The organism is Actinospica acidithermotolerans (genome assembly GCF_018139625.1).
In the GTDB taxonomy this organism is placed as follows: domain Bacteria; phylum Actinomycetota; class Actinomycetes; order Streptomycetales; family Catenulisporaceae; genus Actinospica; species Actinospica acidithermotolerans.
Map to the genome: position 1 here is coordinate 33,598 of NZ_JAGSOH010000005.1, position 15,105 is coordinate 48,702.

General features: G+C 70.3%; 17 protein-coding genes. 6 read left to right on the forward strand and 11 right to left on the reverse strand.

The features are described 5' to 3' along the window. Window positions 1–216: 216 nt before the first annotated feature. The 5 genes from KDK95_RS03315 (at window position 217) to KDK95_RS03335 (ending at window position 5,034) form a co-directional block, all read left to right on the forward strand. Window positions 217–1,125, forward strand: a complete 909-nt coding sequence (locus tag KDK95_RS03315; protein ID WP_212516598.1) for an ABC transporter ATP-binding protein — start codon at window positions 217–219, stop codon at window positions 1,123–1,125. Beyond that, window positions 1,122–2,231, forward strand: coding sequence for an ABC transporter permease (locus KDK95_RS03320; protein WP_212516484.1), 1,110 nt, complete (start codon window positions 1,122–1,124; stop codon window positions 2,229–2,231). Before KDK95_RS03315 ends, KDK95_RS03320 begins: the two co-directional genes overlap by 4 nt. A gap of 130 nt (window positions 2,232–2,361) precedes the next feature. Beyond that, window positions 2,362–3,270 carry an ABC transporter ATP-binding protein gene (locus tag KDK95_RS03325; RefSeq protein WP_249160204.1) on the forward strand — a complete coding sequence of 303 codons (909 nt, stop codon included), beginning with the start codon at window positions 2,362–2,364 and terminating at the stop codon, window positions 3,268–3,270. Between the two features lie 10 nt (window positions 3,271–3,280). After that, the gene (locus KDK95_RS03330; protein ID WP_212516486.1) at window positions 3,281–3,994 is read left to right on the forward strand and encodes an ABC transporter permease; all 714 of its coding nucleotides are present in this window, start codon (window positions 3,281–3,283) and stop codon (window positions 3,992–3,994) included. A gap of 44 nt (window positions 3,995–4,038) precedes the next feature. Continuing rightward, window positions 4,039–5,034 carry a GNAT family N-acetyltransferase gene (locus KDK95_RS03335; RefSeq protein WP_212516487.1) on the forward strand — a complete coding sequence of 332 codons (996 nt, stop codon included), beginning with the start codon at window positions 4,039–4,041 and terminating at the stop codon, window positions 5,032–5,034. On the opposite strand, the gene KDK95_RS03340 is transcribed toward KDK95_RS03335, so the two are convergent. Next, window positions 5,010–5,552 carry a hypothetical protein gene (locus tag KDK95_RS03340; RefSeq protein WP_212516488.1) on the reverse strand — a complete coding sequence of 181 codons (543 nt, stop codon included), beginning with the start codon at window positions 5,550–5,552 and terminating at the stop codon, window positions 5,010–5,012. The two genes, KDK95_RS03335 and KDK95_RS03340, sit on opposite strands and share 25 nt — an antisense overlap. A gap of 174 nt (window positions 5,553–5,726) precedes the next feature. Between KDK95_RS03340 and KDK95_RS03345 the strand changes: the two genes are divergently transcribed. Beyond that, window positions 5,727–6,866 carry a sensor histidine kinase gene (locus tag KDK95_RS03345; protein WP_212516489.1) on the forward strand — a complete coding sequence of 380 codons (1,140 nt, stop codon included), beginning with the start codon at window positions 5,727–5,729 and terminating at the stop codon, window positions 6,864–6,866. A 182-nt stretch (window positions 6,867–7,048) separates the two neighbouring features. Here KDK95_RS03345 and glmM read toward each other — a convergent pair whose 3' ends face one another. The 10 genes from glmM to rpsM form a co-directional block, all read right to left on the reverse strand. After that, window positions 7,049–8,392, reverse strand: coding sequence for a phosphoglucosamine mutase (glmM, locus tag KDK95_RS03350; RefSeq protein WP_212516490.1), 1,344 nt, complete (start codon window positions 8,390–8,392; stop codon window positions 7,049–7,051). Between the two features lie 137 nt (window positions 8,393–8,529). Further along, complete coding sequence (gene rpsI / locus KDK95_RS03355; RefSeq protein ID WP_212516491.1) at window positions 8,530–9,030, reverse strand: 30S ribosomal protein S9; 501 nt, start codon at window positions 9,028–9,030, stop codon at window positions 8,530–8,532. A 21-nt stretch (window positions 9,031–9,051) separates the two neighbouring features. Further along, on the reverse strand, window positions 9,052–9,495 hold the full coding sequence (rplM, locus tag KDK95_RS03360; RefSeq protein ID WP_212516492.1) for a 50S ribosomal protein L13: 444 nt from the start codon (window positions 9,493–9,495) through the stop codon (window positions 9,052–9,054). 245 nt (window positions 9,496–9,740) lie between these two features. Continuing rightward, complete coding sequence (locus tag KDK95_RS03365) at window positions 9,741–10,514, reverse strand: hypothetical protein (protein WP_212516493.1); 774 nt, start codon at window positions 10,512–10,514, stop codon at window positions 9,741–9,743. A 139-nt stretch (window positions 10,515–10,653) separates the two neighbouring features. After that, a complete protein-coding gene (gene truA / locus KDK95_RS03370) occupies window positions 10,654–11,478 on the reverse strand; it encodes a tRNA pseudouridine(38-40) synthase TruA (protein WP_249160170.1) in 825 nt (274 codons plus the stop codon). Window positions 11,479–11,549: 71 nt separating this feature from the next. Further along, window positions 11,550–12,122, reverse strand: a complete 573-nt coding sequence (rplQ, locus tag KDK95_RS35475; protein WP_212516494.1) for a 50S ribosomal protein L17 — start codon at window positions 12,120–12,122, stop codon at window positions 11,550–11,552. A 168-nt stretch (window positions 12,123–12,290) separates the two neighbouring features. Further along, window positions 12,291–13,316: a DNA-directed RNA polymerase subunit alpha gene (locus KDK95_RS03380; protein ID WP_212516495.1), complete on the reverse strand. Its 1,026-nt coding sequence runs from the start codon at window positions 13,314–13,316 to the stop codon at window positions 12,291–12,293. A 142-nt stretch (window positions 13,317–13,458) separates the two neighbouring features. Next, entirely contained in the window at window positions 13,459–14,085 is a 627-nt protein-coding gene (gene rpsD, locus KDK95_RS03385; RefSeq protein WP_212516496.1) for a 30S ribosomal protein S4, read from the reverse strand. 31 nt (window positions 14,086–14,116) lie between these two features. After that, window positions 14,117–14,530 carry a 30S ribosomal protein S11 gene (gene rpsK, locus KDK95_RS03390; RefSeq protein WP_212516497.1) on the reverse strand — a complete coding sequence of 138 codons (414 nt, stop codon included), beginning with the start codon at window positions 14,528–14,530 and terminating at the stop codon, window positions 14,117–14,119. Between the two features lie 55 nt (window positions 14,531–14,585). Next, complete coding sequence (rpsM, locus tag KDK95_RS03395) at window positions 14,586–14,966, reverse strand: 30S ribosomal protein S13 (protein WP_212516498.1); 381 nt, start codon at window positions 14,964–14,966, stop codon at window positions 14,586–14,588. Between the last annotated feature and the right edge of the window lie 139 nt (window positions 14,967–15,105).

Genomic DNA, 15,105 nt, shown 5'->3' on the forward strand with positions numbered 1-15,105 from the left:
CGGTTAAGGTATAGACCAGTGGGTCATCCGGGCGGCGGATCCGGGTCGGCCGGAGGGGTGACACCCGGGGAAAACCCCGAAGCCGGCTCAGGGAATCCCATCCTCAGGGATTACCCATCTCTAGGACTTCCGCCGGATGTGACGCGCGCCACGCGGGCCTACCTTCCAGGTGTGTCAGATTACGAGCAATCGATCATCGAGGCGACGGCGCTCACGATGCGCTATCCCGGGGGCGTCACGGCCCTGGACGACCTCACGCTAGCGGTGCGGCCGGGGATCACCGGCCTGGTCGGCGCGAACGGCGCCGGGAAGTCCACTCTCATCAAGATTCTGCTCGGCCTGCTCACCCCGACCTCGGGTACGGTCCGGGTGCTCGGCCTCGACGCGCGCGGGCAGGGCGAGCTGATCCGCGCCCGGGTCGGGTACATGCCCGAGCACGACTGCCTGCCGGCCGACGTGACCGCGACCGAGTTCGTCACGCACCTGGGCCGGATGTCGGGGCTGCCTTCGACGGCCGCGAAGGAGCAGGCCGCCGAGGCGCTGCGGCACGTCGGCCTGCACGAGGAGCGCTACCGGCAGATCGGCACCTTCTCGACCGGCATGAAGCAGCGGGTGAAGCTGGCCCAGGCGCTGGTCGGCGATCCCGGGCTGCTGCTGCTCGACGAGCCGACGAACGGGCTCGATCCGGCCGGCCGGGACTCGATGCTCTCGCTGATCCACCGGATCGGCACCGAGTTCGGCATCGCCGTCATGGTGGCCTCGCACCTGCTCAGCGAGATCGAGCGGATCTGCGACCACCTCGTCGCGATCGAGGGCGGCCGGCTGCTGCGCGCCGCCTCGCTGGACTCGATGACGCAGGCGCTGCCGTGGCTCGCGGTCGAGGTGGACGAGGGGCTGGACCTGCTCGAGGCGCGGCTGACCGAGTGCGGCCTGACGGTGAGCCAGCAGCCGACGCGGCGTCAGCTGCTGGTCCGGCTGGACGGGGACCCGGTCTTCGACACGGTGCGCGACACCATCGCCGACCTGGAGCTGCCGCTGACGAGGCTCGAGCATCGGCGGCACCACGTCGAGGAGCTTTTCGCCGGCGCCCTTTCCGAATCCAGTGCGCAGGAGGCTCTGCTGTGAGCAGCACCGCACCCGCCAGTGTCATCCACGACATCGGCTATAAGCCGTACGCCGGTCCACGGCTGGGGCGCGCGCAGATCGTCCGCGCCCTCTACGTGCACAGCGTGCGCAGCGTCTTCGGCCTCGGCCGCGGGCCCAAGGCGAAGATCGTGCCCTGGTTCGTGATCGCGATCACGATGGTGCCGGCCGCGTTGAACGTCTACGCCGCCTCCACCAACCGCGAGCCGGTCTTGAGCTACGCGGCCATGGGCTACAACCTGATGCTCTTCGCCGTGCTGTTCGTCGCCATCGCGGCGCCCGAGCTGGTCTCCCGGGACCTGCGGCACCACACCTTGCCGCTGTACTTCTCCCGGCCGCTGCGCCGCGGCGACTATCCGCTGGCCAAGCTGCTCGCGCTGTTCACCTCGCTGCTGGTGGTCGAGCTGCTGCCGGTGCTGGTCACCTTCCTGGGCCAGGTGGCCTCGGCGAAATCCGGCCATCAGATCTGGCTCGACACCCGGGACGCGTTCCCGGCGGTGTTCGTCGCGTTCTTCCAGTCCGCGCTGTTCAGCTCGATCAGCCTGCTGATGGCCTCGGCCACCGGCCGCCGGGTGATCGCCACCGGCGCGATCGCGATCTTCTTCCTGGTCACGACGGCGATCGGGCACGTCTTCTCGGACGCGCTCGGCCGCACCTGGGCCGAGCACACGGTCAGCTGCACCGAGCCGACCGTGGGGAAGAACTCGGGCGCGCAGAACCTGTTCGGCTTCGGCGGCGGCCAGGACGGCCCGCCGACCGGCGTCGTCGACCGGCTCTGCGCCGGGGTGGACCTGCGCAACGACAACATCGAGCAGATCAACGGGCAGCGGGACCCGAACAGGCCCGGCTACGCCGACCTGACCATCCAGTACCAGAGCCCGGTCTACTCGACCGTCGCCAAGGTCGGCGGCATGCTCAACCCGGTCAACATCGTCGAGGGCACCCGGATCTGGCTGTTCGACGCGACCGACGGGCAGATCCCGAACCCGTCCCCGCTCGGCCCGGTCTACGGCGCCGAGACGATCGTCCTGCTGGTCGCCGCGGGCGGCGGCCTGTTCCTGCGATACCGGAAGGTGAGCGTCTCGTGAACCTGCTCGCGAGTGAACCATCGAGCACAGGGCGTCGCGCGAGCGCGCTCGCCGAGCGCGGCGAGGTGAAGGCGTGAGCGCCATCGAGCAGACGGCGGCGCCCGTCGCGCCGGCCGAGCGGGACAGCCCGCTGATCGTGCGCTTCGAGCACGTCACGCACTGGTACGGCAACGTGGTCGCGGTCAACGACATCTCGCTCGAGCTCGGCCCGGGAGTCACGGGGCTTCTCGGTCCGAACGGCGCGGGCAAGTCGACGATCCTGCACCTGCTCTCCGGCTTCCTATCCCCGTCCCGCGGCTCGGTGACGATCGACGGGGTGAGCCCCTGGCGGCATCCGGACGTGTTCAGGACCGTCGGCCTGGTGCCGGAGCGGGACTCGGTCTACGCCTTCCTGACGGCGCGTGAGTTCGTCACCGCCTCCGCGAAGCTGCACCGGCTGCCGGACCCGAAGGCCGCGGCCGAGCGGGCGCTGGACCTGGTCGAGATTGAGCAGGCGGCGGACCGGCCGATCCAGACGTACTCCAAGGGCATGCGGCAGCGCGCCAAGGTCGCCGCCGCGCTGGTGCACGACCCGAAGGTGCTGCTGCTGGACGAGCCGTTCAACGGCATGGACCCGCGGCAGCGGCTGCACATGATGGACCTGCTGCGCGGGCTCGGCGGCCAGGGGCGCACCATCCTGTTCTCCTCGCACATCCTGGAGGAGGTCGAGAAGCTCGCCGACACCGTGCAGGTGGTCGTCGCGGGCCGGCTCGCCGCCTCCGGCGACTACCGCACGATCCGCCGGCTGATGACCAACCGGCCGCACGTGTTCGTGCTGCGCAGCACGGACGACCGCGCGCTGGCCGGGGTGCTCATCGCGAGCGGCGCCGTGCAGGGCGTCTCGCTGACCGCCGGCGGCCTGGAGGTGCACGCCAGCGACCACGGCACCTTCACCCGCGAGCTGGCGAAGGTCACCAGGGCCGCGGGGATCGGCCTGCGCGAGGTCGTCCCCTCGGACGAGTCGCTGGAATCCGTGTTCGCCTACCTCGTCGGATCCTAAGGAGCCGGATATGTACAACTCCACCGTCGCCTGGATCAGCTTCCGGGCGCTGTTCGGGCGCAGACGGGCCCTGCTGTTCGTACTGCCGGCGCTCGTGCTGATCGTGATCACCCTCGTGCTCAAGAACGCGCACGGCACGCAGAGCGACTGGCCGGCGCTGGTGCTCGGCCGGGTCGGCGTCGGCGCGGTCGTCCCGCTGACGGCGCTGCTCGTGGGCACCTCGGTGCTCGGCTCGGAGATCGACGACAACTCGGTGCTCCACCTGCTGGCCACGCCGGTGCCGCGGCGCGACGTGGTCGTCTCCAAGATCGCCGTCTCGGCGGCGACCACGACGCTGTTCGCGGCGGTCCCGGTGCTGATCGCCGGGATCATCGCGCAGGGCCCGCACAAGCTGGCCTTCGGCTGCTTCCTCGGCGCGGTGCTCGGCTCGATCGTCTACTCGTGCCTGTTCGTGCTGATCTCGGCGGCGCTGAGGCACCCGGTGATCTACGCGCTGGCGTACGTGGCGATCTGGGAGCAGCTGATCGCGACCCTGGTCGGCGGCGCGAAGTACCTCTCGATCGAGCAGTGGTCGCTGGGCATCGCGCACAGCGTCTCGAACAGCGGCGACCTGGACTCGCACCTGACGTTCACGCCGTCGATCGTCCTGTCGGTCATCGCGGTCGCGGTCACCGCCTGGTACGCCTCGGAGCGGCTGAGCGCGTTCACCGTGCGGGCCAACTGAAAAACCGGTGGCGGCCGCCGCACGCCGGGTGCTGTCCTGACTGAATGCAGATCAGAGAGCTGAACCCGGCGGAGAACCCACGGGACGCGGCGGCCGTCGTCCCGGCCCTGGAGCAGTGGCGCAGGGACTACATGCCAGATGTTCCCGCACCCGGGAAGATCAGGCTTCGACATTGGTGCATGAACGGATACCAGCGGCGGACGGAGGCGGTCGGCGTCTTCGCGGACCAGGACGCGACGCTCGCCGAGGGCATGGCCGTCGTCGACTACGACCTCGTGCACAACCTGGATCTCATGACGGCGAGCATCAACGTGACGGCGCGCGGCCGGGCGTCCGGAGCGGAGACGGCACTGTTCGAGGCCGTCGTTCGGCGGGCCGCGGAGCTCGGGCGCAGGCGGCTCGCGCTCGGCATGCCGGCGAGGATGGCCCCGGCGCCGTTCGTGGAGCGGTACGGCGGCAAGCTCACCGACACGGCGATCATCTCGATGCTCGACCTGGGCGCGATCGACCGGGAGCAGTACGCGGCGTGGGCCGAGCCGAGCGCGAAGAACGGCGACTACACGCTCGTCGGCTGGACCGGTCGCTGTCCGGAGGAGCTCGCCGAGTCGTTCCTCGGCGTGATGGACGCGATGGCCGACCAGCCGATCGGCACGTTCGAGTACGACTGGCCCAAGTACACGCTCGACAAGCTCCGTTTCGTCGAGGAGCAGCTGGAGCAGGCGGGCATCCGCCGCTACACCCAGGTGGCGCTCGCTCCGGACGGGACCGTCGCCGGCTTCAACTCGATCGGCACGTACCCGGACGAGCCGGAGCGCGTCGAGATCTGGGACACCGGCGTCGTCCGCGAGCACCGCGGCCACGGCCTCGGCTTGCGCATCAAGGCCGCGGCCGCCCTGTGGCTGCTGGAGGACCGGCCGAGCACCCGCCTGGTCAGCACGTTCAACAACGATGAGAACCAGTGGATGCTCGCGGTCAACCGTGCGCTGGGGTATCGGCCGCTGACCGAATTCCCGAGCTACGAGTTCGCCGTCGCGGACTGAGCCGGCCGCGACCCGCGCAGCGCGGCGGCGCGGGTCGCCAGGCCGGCCGTGCGGGTGAGGACCATGACCACCGCCATGAAGATCAGGCCGTCGGTGATCGCCGCCGCGGTGACCTGGTGCGCGATGCACCAGTCGGCGAGCTGCCGGGAGAAGAGCCTGCTCGCGCCGTAGGAGAAGAAGGCGCGGGCGCCGACGACGACCGTCCACAGCAGCGCGTACGGCCAGCCCGCGGCGGAGACCGGCCTGCCGGTCTGCGGGCTGCGGTAGACCCGCATGAACATGACCGCGAGCAGGCCGCCGAGCAGGCCGGCCGCGATCCCGGCGAGCTCGATCGCCAGGCCGGTGCCGTGGGTGATCGGCGAGGAGATGAACAGCGGCACGATCGCCGCGCAGGTGATCGCGGGGCGCAGCAGGCGGAAGGCGCTGATCTTCTTGTGGCCGCCGAGGTCGCTGTGCAGCGTCACGACGAGCACGATGCCGTTGATGAGTTCGGCCTGGGTCAGTGCACTGAGAGCCATGTGATTTCCTTCGCCTCGATGTCCGGGTTCGACGTCACCGACTCTCCCGCCGCAGGCCGCGCGGCGAATCAGTCCCCGGTTCGGGACCCGGTACCACGCGGTTTGAGATCCGGGCCGGCCCGTCTCCACCCGTGGTTCGTTCCGCCCGCCGCACGCCGCCGGAATACTGGGCGCATGCTGCGAGCCTCCATCTGGACGACGCGCCTGGCCGGGCTCGGCGTCCTCGGCGTGTTGATCTTCCTCCACCCGGTCGCCGTGCCAGGTGGAGCCGCCACCCAGCAGGCCGCCTTCGCGGGGCTCTTCCTCGGCGAGGTGCTGCTGGCACTGGCGGAGGCGAACCGGCTGCCGGAGCCGGCCGACCGGATCATGCGGCCCGCGGCGCTGATGTTGGTCATCGCGACCGGCTGCCTCGGCGCGACGGCGTCGGGCGACGGCTCGTACATGATCATCTTCGCCATCACCGCCATCCAGGCGGCGGTCGCCGACCTGGGCCTGACTCTCGCGCTGACCGTCGCGGCGTCCGGCATGCTGGCCAGCGAGGCCGGCGGCATCGTCTTCAACCAGGGCGTCGGCACCTGCCTGGGCTTCCCGCTGCTGCTCGTCGTCGGCATGATGCTCGGCCGCAGCCGCGCGGACTACCGGATCCGCGCCGAGCAGGCAGCCGCCCTGCTCGCGCAGCACGAGCAGCTGCGGGCCGAGCAGCGCCGGGCCGACGTGCTCGACGAGCGCGCCCGGCTGGCCCGCGAGATCCACGACGTGCTCGCGCACTCGCTCGGCGCGCTCGGTATCCAGATCCAGATGGCCAGGGCCCTGATCACCGACCGCGGCGACACCGCGGCGGCGCTCACGGCCCTGGAGGCGGCGCAGCGGATGGCCACCGAGGGCCTCGTCGAGGCCCGCCGGGCCGTGCACGCGCTGCGCTCCGACACCCTCCCGCTGCACGAGGAGCTGGCCCGCCTCGTGCCCTGCGAGATCGTGGGCGAACCGCGGCCGGTACCGCCGGACGCGACGGTCGCGCTCATCAGGATCACGCAGGAATCGCTCGTCAACGCGGCCAAGCACGCGCCGGAGGCCGAGGTCGAGGTGCGGCTGGCCTACACGGACGGCGGCGTACGGCTCGTCATCGCGAACGATCTCCCGGTCGGTGCCGCGGCCGCGTCCCCGCTGCGGACGATCGACGGCGGCTACGGCCTGACCGGCATGCGCGAACGCCTCGAACTGCTGCGCGGCACGCTGGAGGCCGGTCCGGTCGCCGGCCGCTGGCTGGTGGCCGCCGACCTCCCGCTGCCCGTGTCAGTGCCCGCGCAGGCCTAGCGGTGGTGTCTTCGAACTATCGCCGGGTCCGCGGCGCCTGCCACGCACGCTCGCGGCGTTGCAGGGACGGTTACAGAGGACCGAGTATGCGCCCGCCCCTGCGCCTTGCGAGCGCACGCGTCAGAAACCGCGGCCTGATCCGAGGCTGGTTCGAAGACACGTCCTACGGCGATGACGGAGCGTCAGCCCAGCGCGCTGCTGACCACGTCGGCCAACCGGTGCGCGACCAGGTCGGCCTGCTCCTGGGTGTCCGCCTCGACCATCACGCGCACCAGCGGCTCGGTGCCGGAGGGCCGCAGCAGCACGCGGCCGCGCTCGCCGAGCTCCAGCTCCGCCGCGCTGATCGCGTCGGCGAGCTCGGTGCTCGTGCCCACCCGCGTCTTGTCCACGCCGCGCACGTTGACCATGACCTGCGGAAGCTTGCGCATCACGGCCGCGAGCTCGGCCAGCGGCTTGCCGCTCTCCGCGACCCGGGCGAGCAGGTGCAGGCCGGCCAGGATGCCGTCGCCGGTCGTCGCGTACTGCTGCATGATGATGTGGCCGGACTGCTCGCCGCCGAGGGTGTATCCGCCCTCGCGCATCGCCTCCAGCACATAGCGGTCGCCGACCGCCGTCTGAACCACGTTGAGGCCCGCACGCTCCATGGCGATCTTGAAGCCCAGGTTCGCCATCACGGTGGCGACGACGGTGTCCGCGGCCAGCCCGCCGCGCTCGCGCAGCGTGAGCGCGAGGATCGCCATCACCTGGTCGCCGTCCACGACCTCGCCCGCCGCGTCCACGGCCAGCATCCGGTCCGCGTCCCCGTCGTGCGCGACGCCGACGTCGGCGCCGTGCTCGACGACCTTGGCGCGCAGCAGGTCGAGGTGGGTGGAGCCGCAGCCGTCGTTGATGTTCAGCCCGTCCGGCGCGTCGCCGATCGTGATGACCTCGGCGCCCAGGCGGCGCAGCGCCGCGGGGGCGGCGACCGAGGCCGCGCCGTGCGCCGCGTCCAGGACCACGGTCAGGCCGTCCAGCCGGTTCGGCACCGTGCCGACGAGGTAGTCCACGTAGCGCTCGACGCCGTCGGCCAGGTCGGTGATCCGGCCGACGCCGTTGCCCACCGGACGCTCCCAGGGCTCCTTCAGCCGCGCCTCGATCGCGTCCTCGACCTCGTCGTCCAGCTTCAGCCCGCCGCGCGCGAAGAACTTGATCCCGTTGTCCTCGGCCGGGTTGTGGCTCGCCGAGAGCATCACGCCGAAGTCCGCCTCCAGCGCGATGGTCAGGTAGGCCACCGCCGGGGTCGGCAGCACGCCGAGGCGCACGACGTCCACCCCGGCGGAGGCGAGCCCCGCCGCCACGGCCGCCTCGAGGAACTCGCCGGAGGCCCGCGGGTCGCGGCCGATGACCGCCTTCGGCCGGTGCCCGGCGAACTCGCCGCGCTCGGCCAGGACGTGCGCCGCGGCGACCGACAGGTCGAGCGCGAGCTCGGCGGTCACCTCGCGGTTCGCCAGCCCGCGTACCCCGTCGGTTCCGAAAAGTCGGGCCATGGAAGCGGACCCCTTAGCTGTCGTGTGTGGAAGGCCTTCATGCGAAAGAGACAACCCCACCGTACGCCGTGAGACGGACGATGGGGCTGTCTGACTTGCCGATAAACGGCAAAGCCGGATCAAAGCGTGTTCGGATATTAACGCTTCGAGTACTGCGGGGCCTTGCGGGCCTTCTTCAGACCGGCCTTCTTGCGCTCGGTGGCGCGGGCGTCACGCGTGAGGAAGCCGGCCTTCTTCAGGGTCGGGCGGTTCGCCTCGGTGTCGGCCTCGTTCAGCGCGCGGGCGATGCCCAGGCGCAGGGCGCCGGCCTGGCCGGAGATGCCGCCGCCGTTGATGCGGGCGATCACGTCGTACTGGTCGTCCAGCTCGAGCACGTGGAAGGGCTCGTTGACCTCCTGCTGGTGGACCTTGTTCGGGAAGTAGCCGTCGAGGGTACGACCGTTGATCTTCCACTTGCCGGTGCCGGGGATGATGCGCACCCGGGCCACGGCCTCCTTGCGGCGACCGGTGCCGCCGGCCGGGACCAGGTTGGCGGCGCGGCGCACGGGGGCGTCGGCGGCCGGGGCGGTCTCGGTGGTGTAGGTCTCGGGGACCTCTTCGTCGTCGATGTTCTCGACGTCGGCCGTCAGTTCAGACACTGCCGCAAACTCCTTGATCGATTACTGGGCGACTTGAGACAGCTCGAACGGAACGGGCTGCTGTGCGGCGTGCGGGTGAACCGGTCCGCCGTAGACCTTCAGCTTCTTCAGCATGTCGCGGCCGAGGCTGTTGTGCGGGAGCATGCCGCGCACGGCCTTCTCCACGGCCTTGCGCGGGTCCTTGTCGATCAGGTCGCCGTACTTGACGGAGCGCAGACCGCCCGGGTAACCGGAGTGCCGGTAGGCGAGCTTGTCCTCGCGCTTGTTCCCGGACAGGTGGACCTTCTCCGCGTTGACGATGATGACGAAGTCACCGGTGTCCACGTGCGGAGCGAACTGCGGCTTGTGCTTGCCGCGCAGCAGGATTGCCGTCTGGCTGGCGAGCCGGCCGAGAACGATGTCAGTGGCGTCGATGACGTACCACTTGCGCTCGACCTCGCCGGGCTTGGGGCTGTACGTACGCACGGGTCGTATGCCTTCACTCGATGTCGGAATCCACGCGGGAACGTGGATCTGGACGGTGATTCCGCAGGCGGACAGCGTCAGACACCTACGGCATCAGGCACCGAGCCCCCCGGTTTCTTGTCCCCGGCCCGAGGGCGGCGGAGAGAAGTCCGGGCACGCATGAGAATCGCGCGGAAAACACAACGTGGATTACGGTACCCGGCACGGGCCGGATCGGTCAAAACGACCCGGCCCCCCCGGCCGGCTCAGTCCTTGCTGTGCAGCCGGCGGTATCCGATCGGGAAGGCCACGCCGATCAGGACCAGCAGCGCGAGCGCGCCGTACATGTAGGTCGAGAAGTCCCCGGACCCGGCCGTCACCGCGGTCTTCTCCGCATCGATGCTGGTCACCGAGCTCGGCTCGTCCGTGGCGGCCGGCGCTCCGGTCGCGCTCGCCGCCACGCCGACCGCCGTCGCCCGCGGGTCCGCGGCGGATGCCGGGGCGGACGGCGTGGCGGCGGCCGAGGCCGTCGAGCCGTGCCAGGGCGCCGCGAGCGGCATGATGACGACGTTGCCGAGGACGGACAGCGGCTGGCCGTCCGGCAGCCCGGTGTGGTCCCCGGCGTCCGGCATGGACTGGACCGCGATCTGGTCCGTCTGGCAGACGCCCGCGTGAACGCCGCAGTCCATCGCCTCGGCCGTGTTCACCTTCACCTGCAGCTCGCCCGCGTGCCAGCCGGTCGCGCCCGGCACGCACTCCCACTGGCCCACGTCGTAGGCGCAGGTGCCGCCGGTGGCCGGAGCCGCCGAGACGCCGACCAGCCAGTGGTTGGCGGTCGAGTAGAAGGGCCAGACGACGAACTTCTCGTCCGTACCCACCACCGGCGCGGCGATGGCGACGGCGACCTGCTGGGTCCCCGTGTCCTGCCGGAACGTGGAGTCCGGCACGCTGACGCCGCCGTCCGCATAGCCGAACGCGCTCTGCGCCGTGCCCGACGCGATGACCCCCACCAGGGCGACCGCCGTCGATATCCTCGTCACCCGTCGGGCGACAGTGCCCACCAGGACCCCTCCCGAATCGAAAATCCGCAACCGCAGGGTGCGGACACTATCGGCACAGGACCCTGAGAGCAACCCCCTAAGTACTCTGATATGGCGCGCCGGTCGGCCCGGCGGGCGGTCAGCAGCCGAGCGTGCGCATCCGGCGGGTCTCGGTGACCCGCGCCGCGAGCTCCGACTCCGTGGGGTAGCGGACCTCCTCCAGGGTCAGCCCGTGCGGAGGCAGCACGTTCACCGAGGGGTGCCGCTCCTTGGTGAAGAGCACCTCCGCCGGGAACCCCGGCGCGCACCGGCCGTCGCCCGCCATCAGCAGCGCGGCGACCAGGGCGCGGACCATCGAGTGGCAGAACGCGTCCGCCTCGACCGTGGCCTCGACCTCGTCCGGCCTGGTGCGCTCCCAGTGCACGTCGAGCAGCCGGCGGATGGTCGTGGCACCCTCCCGCTTCTTGCAGTACGCGGCGAAGTCGTGCTCGCCGAGCAGCAGCCGGGAGGCCTCGTTCAGCAGGTCGACGTCGAGCGCGCGGTTGTGCCAGAGCACGAATCCCCGCCGGATCGGCAGCGTGCCCTCGCGGGAGTCGCAGACCCGGTAGACGTAGCGCCGCGAGACGGCGGCGAAGCGCGCGTCGAAGCCCGCGGGAGCCCGCTCGGCCCGGTAGACGCGTACGTCCATCGGCAGCTTCCCGGCCAGCCGCCGCAGCAGCTTCTCGCGGTGCGCGCTCCAGACGCCCTCGGGCAGGTCGAAATGGGCCACCTGGCCGCTCGCGTGCACGCCAGAGTCGGTGCGTCCGGCCACGGTCAGCGCGACCGGCTCGGCGACGCGCAGGATCGCCGTGAGCGCCTCCTCCAGCACCTGCTGGACGGTGCGCACGCCGCTGCGCTGTCTGGCCCAGCCGGCGAACTCCGTGCCGTCGTACGCCAGGTCGAGCCTTACCCGAATGAGCGACATCCCTACCCTTCCGAAAGGACGAAAGGCGCCGCTCCGGTCTCCCGGGGCGGCGCCCTTCACACTACAGCCGATCAGGCCTCGTCGGACTTCGGCGCGGCGTCCTCGACCTTGTCCTCGACCTCGTCGGCGACCTCGGTCTCAGTGACCTCGTCCGCGACCGGGGCGGCGTCCTCGGCCGGGGCGGCCTCGGCCTTCGCCTCGTTCTCCTTGACCGCGCGCTTCGTCGCGGCCTCGGCCTCGCGGGTGGCCTCCTGAGCGACCGTCAGCGGCTCGACGAGCTCGATGATCGCCATCGGGGCGTTGTCGCCGCGACGCGGGCCGAGCTTGACGATGCGGGTGTAGCCACCCGGACGGGCCGCGTACCGCGGGGCGATCTCCTCGAACAGCTTGAAGAGGGTGTCGCGACCGCTGTAGAACGGCGTGTTGCGCAGCTCGAGCGTGGCGGCCACCTGGCGACGCGCGTGCAGGTCGCCCTTCTTGGCCTTGGTGATCAGCGGCTCGACGAACGGGCGCAGCTGACGGGCCTTGGCCTCGGTGGTGGTGATCCGCTCGTGCTCGATGAGCGACTTGGCGAGGTTCGCCAGGATGTGCTTCTGGTGCGTCCCGTTACCGCCGAGACGCGGACCCTTCTTGGGGGCGGGCATGTGTTTCTCCCTGGTTGATCCTGCGCAAGCCGGACTAGGTACTTACGCAGTCCCGGGGCCCCTCGATTCTGGGGCCCCGGACGCTTGAACGGTGATTCCGGTGAATCAGTACTGCTCGGTCTCGGCCATCGACACAGTGTCGTCGGCCTCAACCGGTCGGGCCGTGGCTCAGTACTGCTCGGTCTCGGCGAAGGACAGGTCGTCGTCCTCGTACGACTCGTCGGCGGCGGAGAGCGCGGCCGTCGGGTCGAACCCGGGGGGCGAGTCCTTCAGGGCCAGGCCCATGCCGTGCAGCTTGGCCTTGACCTCGTCGATCGACTTGGCGCCGAAGTTGCGGATGTCGAGCAGGTCGGCCTCCGAACGGGCGACGAGCTCGCCGACCGTGTGGATGCCCTCGCGCTTGAGGCAGTTGTACGAGCGGACCGTGAGCTCGAGCTCCTCGATCGGCAGCGCCAGGTCGGCGGCCAGCGCGGCGTCCGTCGGGGACGGGCCCATGTCGATGCCCTCGGCCTCGACGTTCAGCTCGCGGGCCAGGCCGAACAGCTCGACCAGCGTCTTACCGGCCGACGCGACGGCGTCGCGCGGGCGGATGCACTGCTTGGTCTCGACGTCGACGACGAGCTTGTCGAAGTCGGTCCGCTGCTCGACACGGGTCGCCTGGACCTCGTACTTGACCTTGAGCACCGGCGAGTAGATCGAGTCGACCGGGATCCGGCCGATCTCCTGGCCGGGCTGCTTGTTCTGGACGGCGGAGACGTAGCCGCGGCCGCGCTCGACCGTCAGCTCCATCTCCAGCTTGCCCTTGGCGTTGAGCGTGGCGAGGATCAGCTCGGGGTTGTGCACCTCGACGCCGGCCGGGGGCGCGATGTCGGCGGCGGTGACGATGCCGGGGCCCTGCTTGCGCAGGTACATCACGACCGGCTCGTCGTGCTCGGAGGAGACGACCAGGCCCTTGATGTTCAGGATCAGGTCGGTGACGTCCTCCTTGACGCCCGGGATGGTCTGGAACTCGTGCAGCACGCCGTCGATCCGCAGGCTGGTCACGGCCGCCCCCGGGATCGAGGACAGCAGGGTGCGGCGCAGCGAGTTGCCGAGCGTGTAGCCGAAGCCGGGCTCGAGGGGCTCGATCGTGAAGCGGGAACGGAACTCGTCCACCACTTCCTCGGTCAGCGTGGGGCGCTGAGCGATGAGCATCTGGGGATACCTCCATGATCAAGGACGCCCGATATATGACGTCCGACTGGCCCCGGTACGGAAAGCACACAGGGCGCCGGTCCAGTGTACCCCATCGGGGCAGTACTGAACCGGCGCCCTCGTGTCAAGCGCCTGGGGCTGCTTACTTCGAGTAGAACTCGACGATCAGCTGCTCCTGGACCAGGGTGTCGATCGCTCCGCGCTGCGGCAGGGCGTGCACCAGGATCCGCATCTTCGACGGGACGACCTCGAGCCACGCCGGGACGGTCCGCTCGCCGGCCTCGGCCCGGGCCACCACGAACGGGGTGAGCTCGAGCGAGGAGCCGCGCACCTCGACGATGTCGTTCTCGGTCACCCGCATCGACGGGATGTCGGCCTTGTGGCCGTTGAGCAGGATGTGGCCGTGGCGCACCAGCTGGCGGGCGTGGTCACGGGACTTGGCGAAGCCAGCCCGGTACACGACGTTGTCCAGCCGGGTCTCGAGGATGCGCAGCAGGTTCTCGCCGGTCTTGCCCTGCTTGCGGCTGGCCTCCTCGTAGTAGCCGCGGAACTGCTTCTCGAGCACGCCGTAGATGCGCGCGCACTTCTGCTTCTCGCGCATCTGCAGCAGGTACTCGCTGTCCTTCGAGCGGCCGCGGCCGTGCTCGCCCGGGGGGTACGGACGGATCTCGATGGGGCACTTCGCCGACTCGCACTTGGCGCCCTTGAGGAAGAGCTTGGTCTTCTCGCGGCGGCACCGCTTGCAGTCGGCTCCGGTGTAACGGGCCATGTCTCTCTAATCTCCTACGATCTCGGGCGGCTCAGACGCGGCGGCGCTTCGGCGGACGGCAGCCGTTGTGCGGGGACGGGGTCACATCGTTGATGGACCCGACCTCGAGGCCGGTCTGCTGCAGCGAACGGATCGCGGTCTCGCGGCCGGAGCCCGGACCCTTGACGAACACGTCGACCTTGCGCATGCCGTGCTCCATGGCGCGGCGGGCGGCGGCCTCTGCGGTCATCTGCGCGGCGTAGGGGGTCGACTTGCGCGAGCCCTTGAAGCCCACCTGGCCGGACGAGGCCCAGGAGATCACGTTGCCCTGCGGGTCGGTGATCGAGACGATGGTGTTGTTGAACGTGCTCTTGATGTGAGCGTGCCCGTGGGCGACGTTCTTCTTCTCCTTGCGGCGCACCTTGGTCTTGGCGGCTGCCGCAGCCTGACGGCTCTTGGGAGGCATCTAGCTGTACTCCAAAAGAGGTGATCGGTCCCTGATTCCGGAAACCGAAACGGGACTACTTCTTGCCCGGCTTCTTCTTGCCGGCGATGGCGCGGCGCGGGCCCTTGCGGGTACGCGCGTTGGTGTGGGTGCGCTGGCCGCGGACCGGCAGGCCCTTGCGGTGGCGCAGACCCTGGTAGCACCCGATCTCCATCTTGCGACGGATGTCGGCGGCCACCTCGCGACGGAGGTCACCCTCGGTCTTGTAGTTGGCGTCGATCCAGTCGCGCAGCTTGATCAGGTCGTCTTCGGACAGGTCCTTGACGCGGACGTTCGGGGAGATCCCCGCCCCGGCGCAGGTGGCCTGCGCCCGGGTACGGCCGATGCCGTAGATGTAGGTCAGGGCGATCTCCAGCCGCTTTTCGCGGGGGAGGTCGACTCCGACGAGGCGTGCCATTTGGCAGTCTCCTAATAGTCTTTCGCGGAGGTCTGGCGCGGTACCGTTCCTAGATCCCCGGCCCCGAGGGGCCGGATTGCACGGAAGGTCCCCGGCCTCCGTGCCGGGGGTGGCGTCCCGTCCGCGAACGGACGGGGGT

Bases quoted from the DNA above. Each gene is read 5' to 3' on its own strand.
- KDK95_RS03345 (WP_212516489.1), top strand. From the start codon at position 5,727: ATGCTGCGAGCCTCCATCTGGACGACGCGCCTGGCCGGGCTCGGCGTC.
- KDK95_RS03380 (WP_212516495.1), bottom strand. From the start codon at position 13,316: ATGCTCATCGCTCAGCGCCCCACGCTGACCGAGGAAGTGGTGGACGAG.
- rpsK (WP_212516497.1), bottom strand. From the start codon at position 14,530: ATGCCTCCCAAGAGCCGTCAGGCTGCGGCAGCCGCCAAGACCAAGGTG.
- KDK95_RS03340 (WP_212516488.1), bottom strand. From the start codon at position 5,552: ATGGCTCTCAGTGCACTGACCCAGGCCGAACTCATCAACGGCATCGTG.
- glmM (WP_212516490.1), bottom strand. From the start codon at position 8,392: ATGGCCCGACTTTTCGGAACCGACGGGGTACGCGGGCTGGCGAACCGC.
- rpsD (WP_212516496.1), bottom strand. From the start codon at position 14,085: ATGGCCCGTTACACCGGAGCCGACTGCAAGCGGTGCCGCCGCGAGAAG.
- rpsM (WP_212516498.1), bottom strand. From the start codon at position 14,966: ATGGCACGCCTCGTCGGAGTCGACCTCCCCCGCGAAAAGCGGCTGGAG.
- KDK95_RS03330 (WP_212516486.1), top strand. From the start codon at position 3,281: ATGTACAACTCCACCGTCGCCTGGATCAGCTTCCGGGCGCTGTTCGGG.
- truA (WP_249160170.1), bottom strand. From the start codon at position 11,478: ATGTCGCTCATTCGGGTAAGGCTCGACCTGGCGTACGACGGCACGGAG.
- KDK95_RS03335 (WP_212516487.1), top strand. From the start codon at position 4,039: ATGCAGATCAGAGAGCTGAACCCGGCGGAGAACCCACGGGACGCGGCG.
- rplQ (WP_212516494.1), bottom strand. From the start codon at position 12,122: ATGCCCGCCCCCAAGAAGGGTCCGCGTCTCGGCGGTAACGGGACGCAC.
- KDK95_RS03315 (WP_212516598.1), top strand. From the start codon at position 217: ATGCGCTATCCCGGGGGCGTCACGGCCCTGGACGACCTCACGCTAGCG.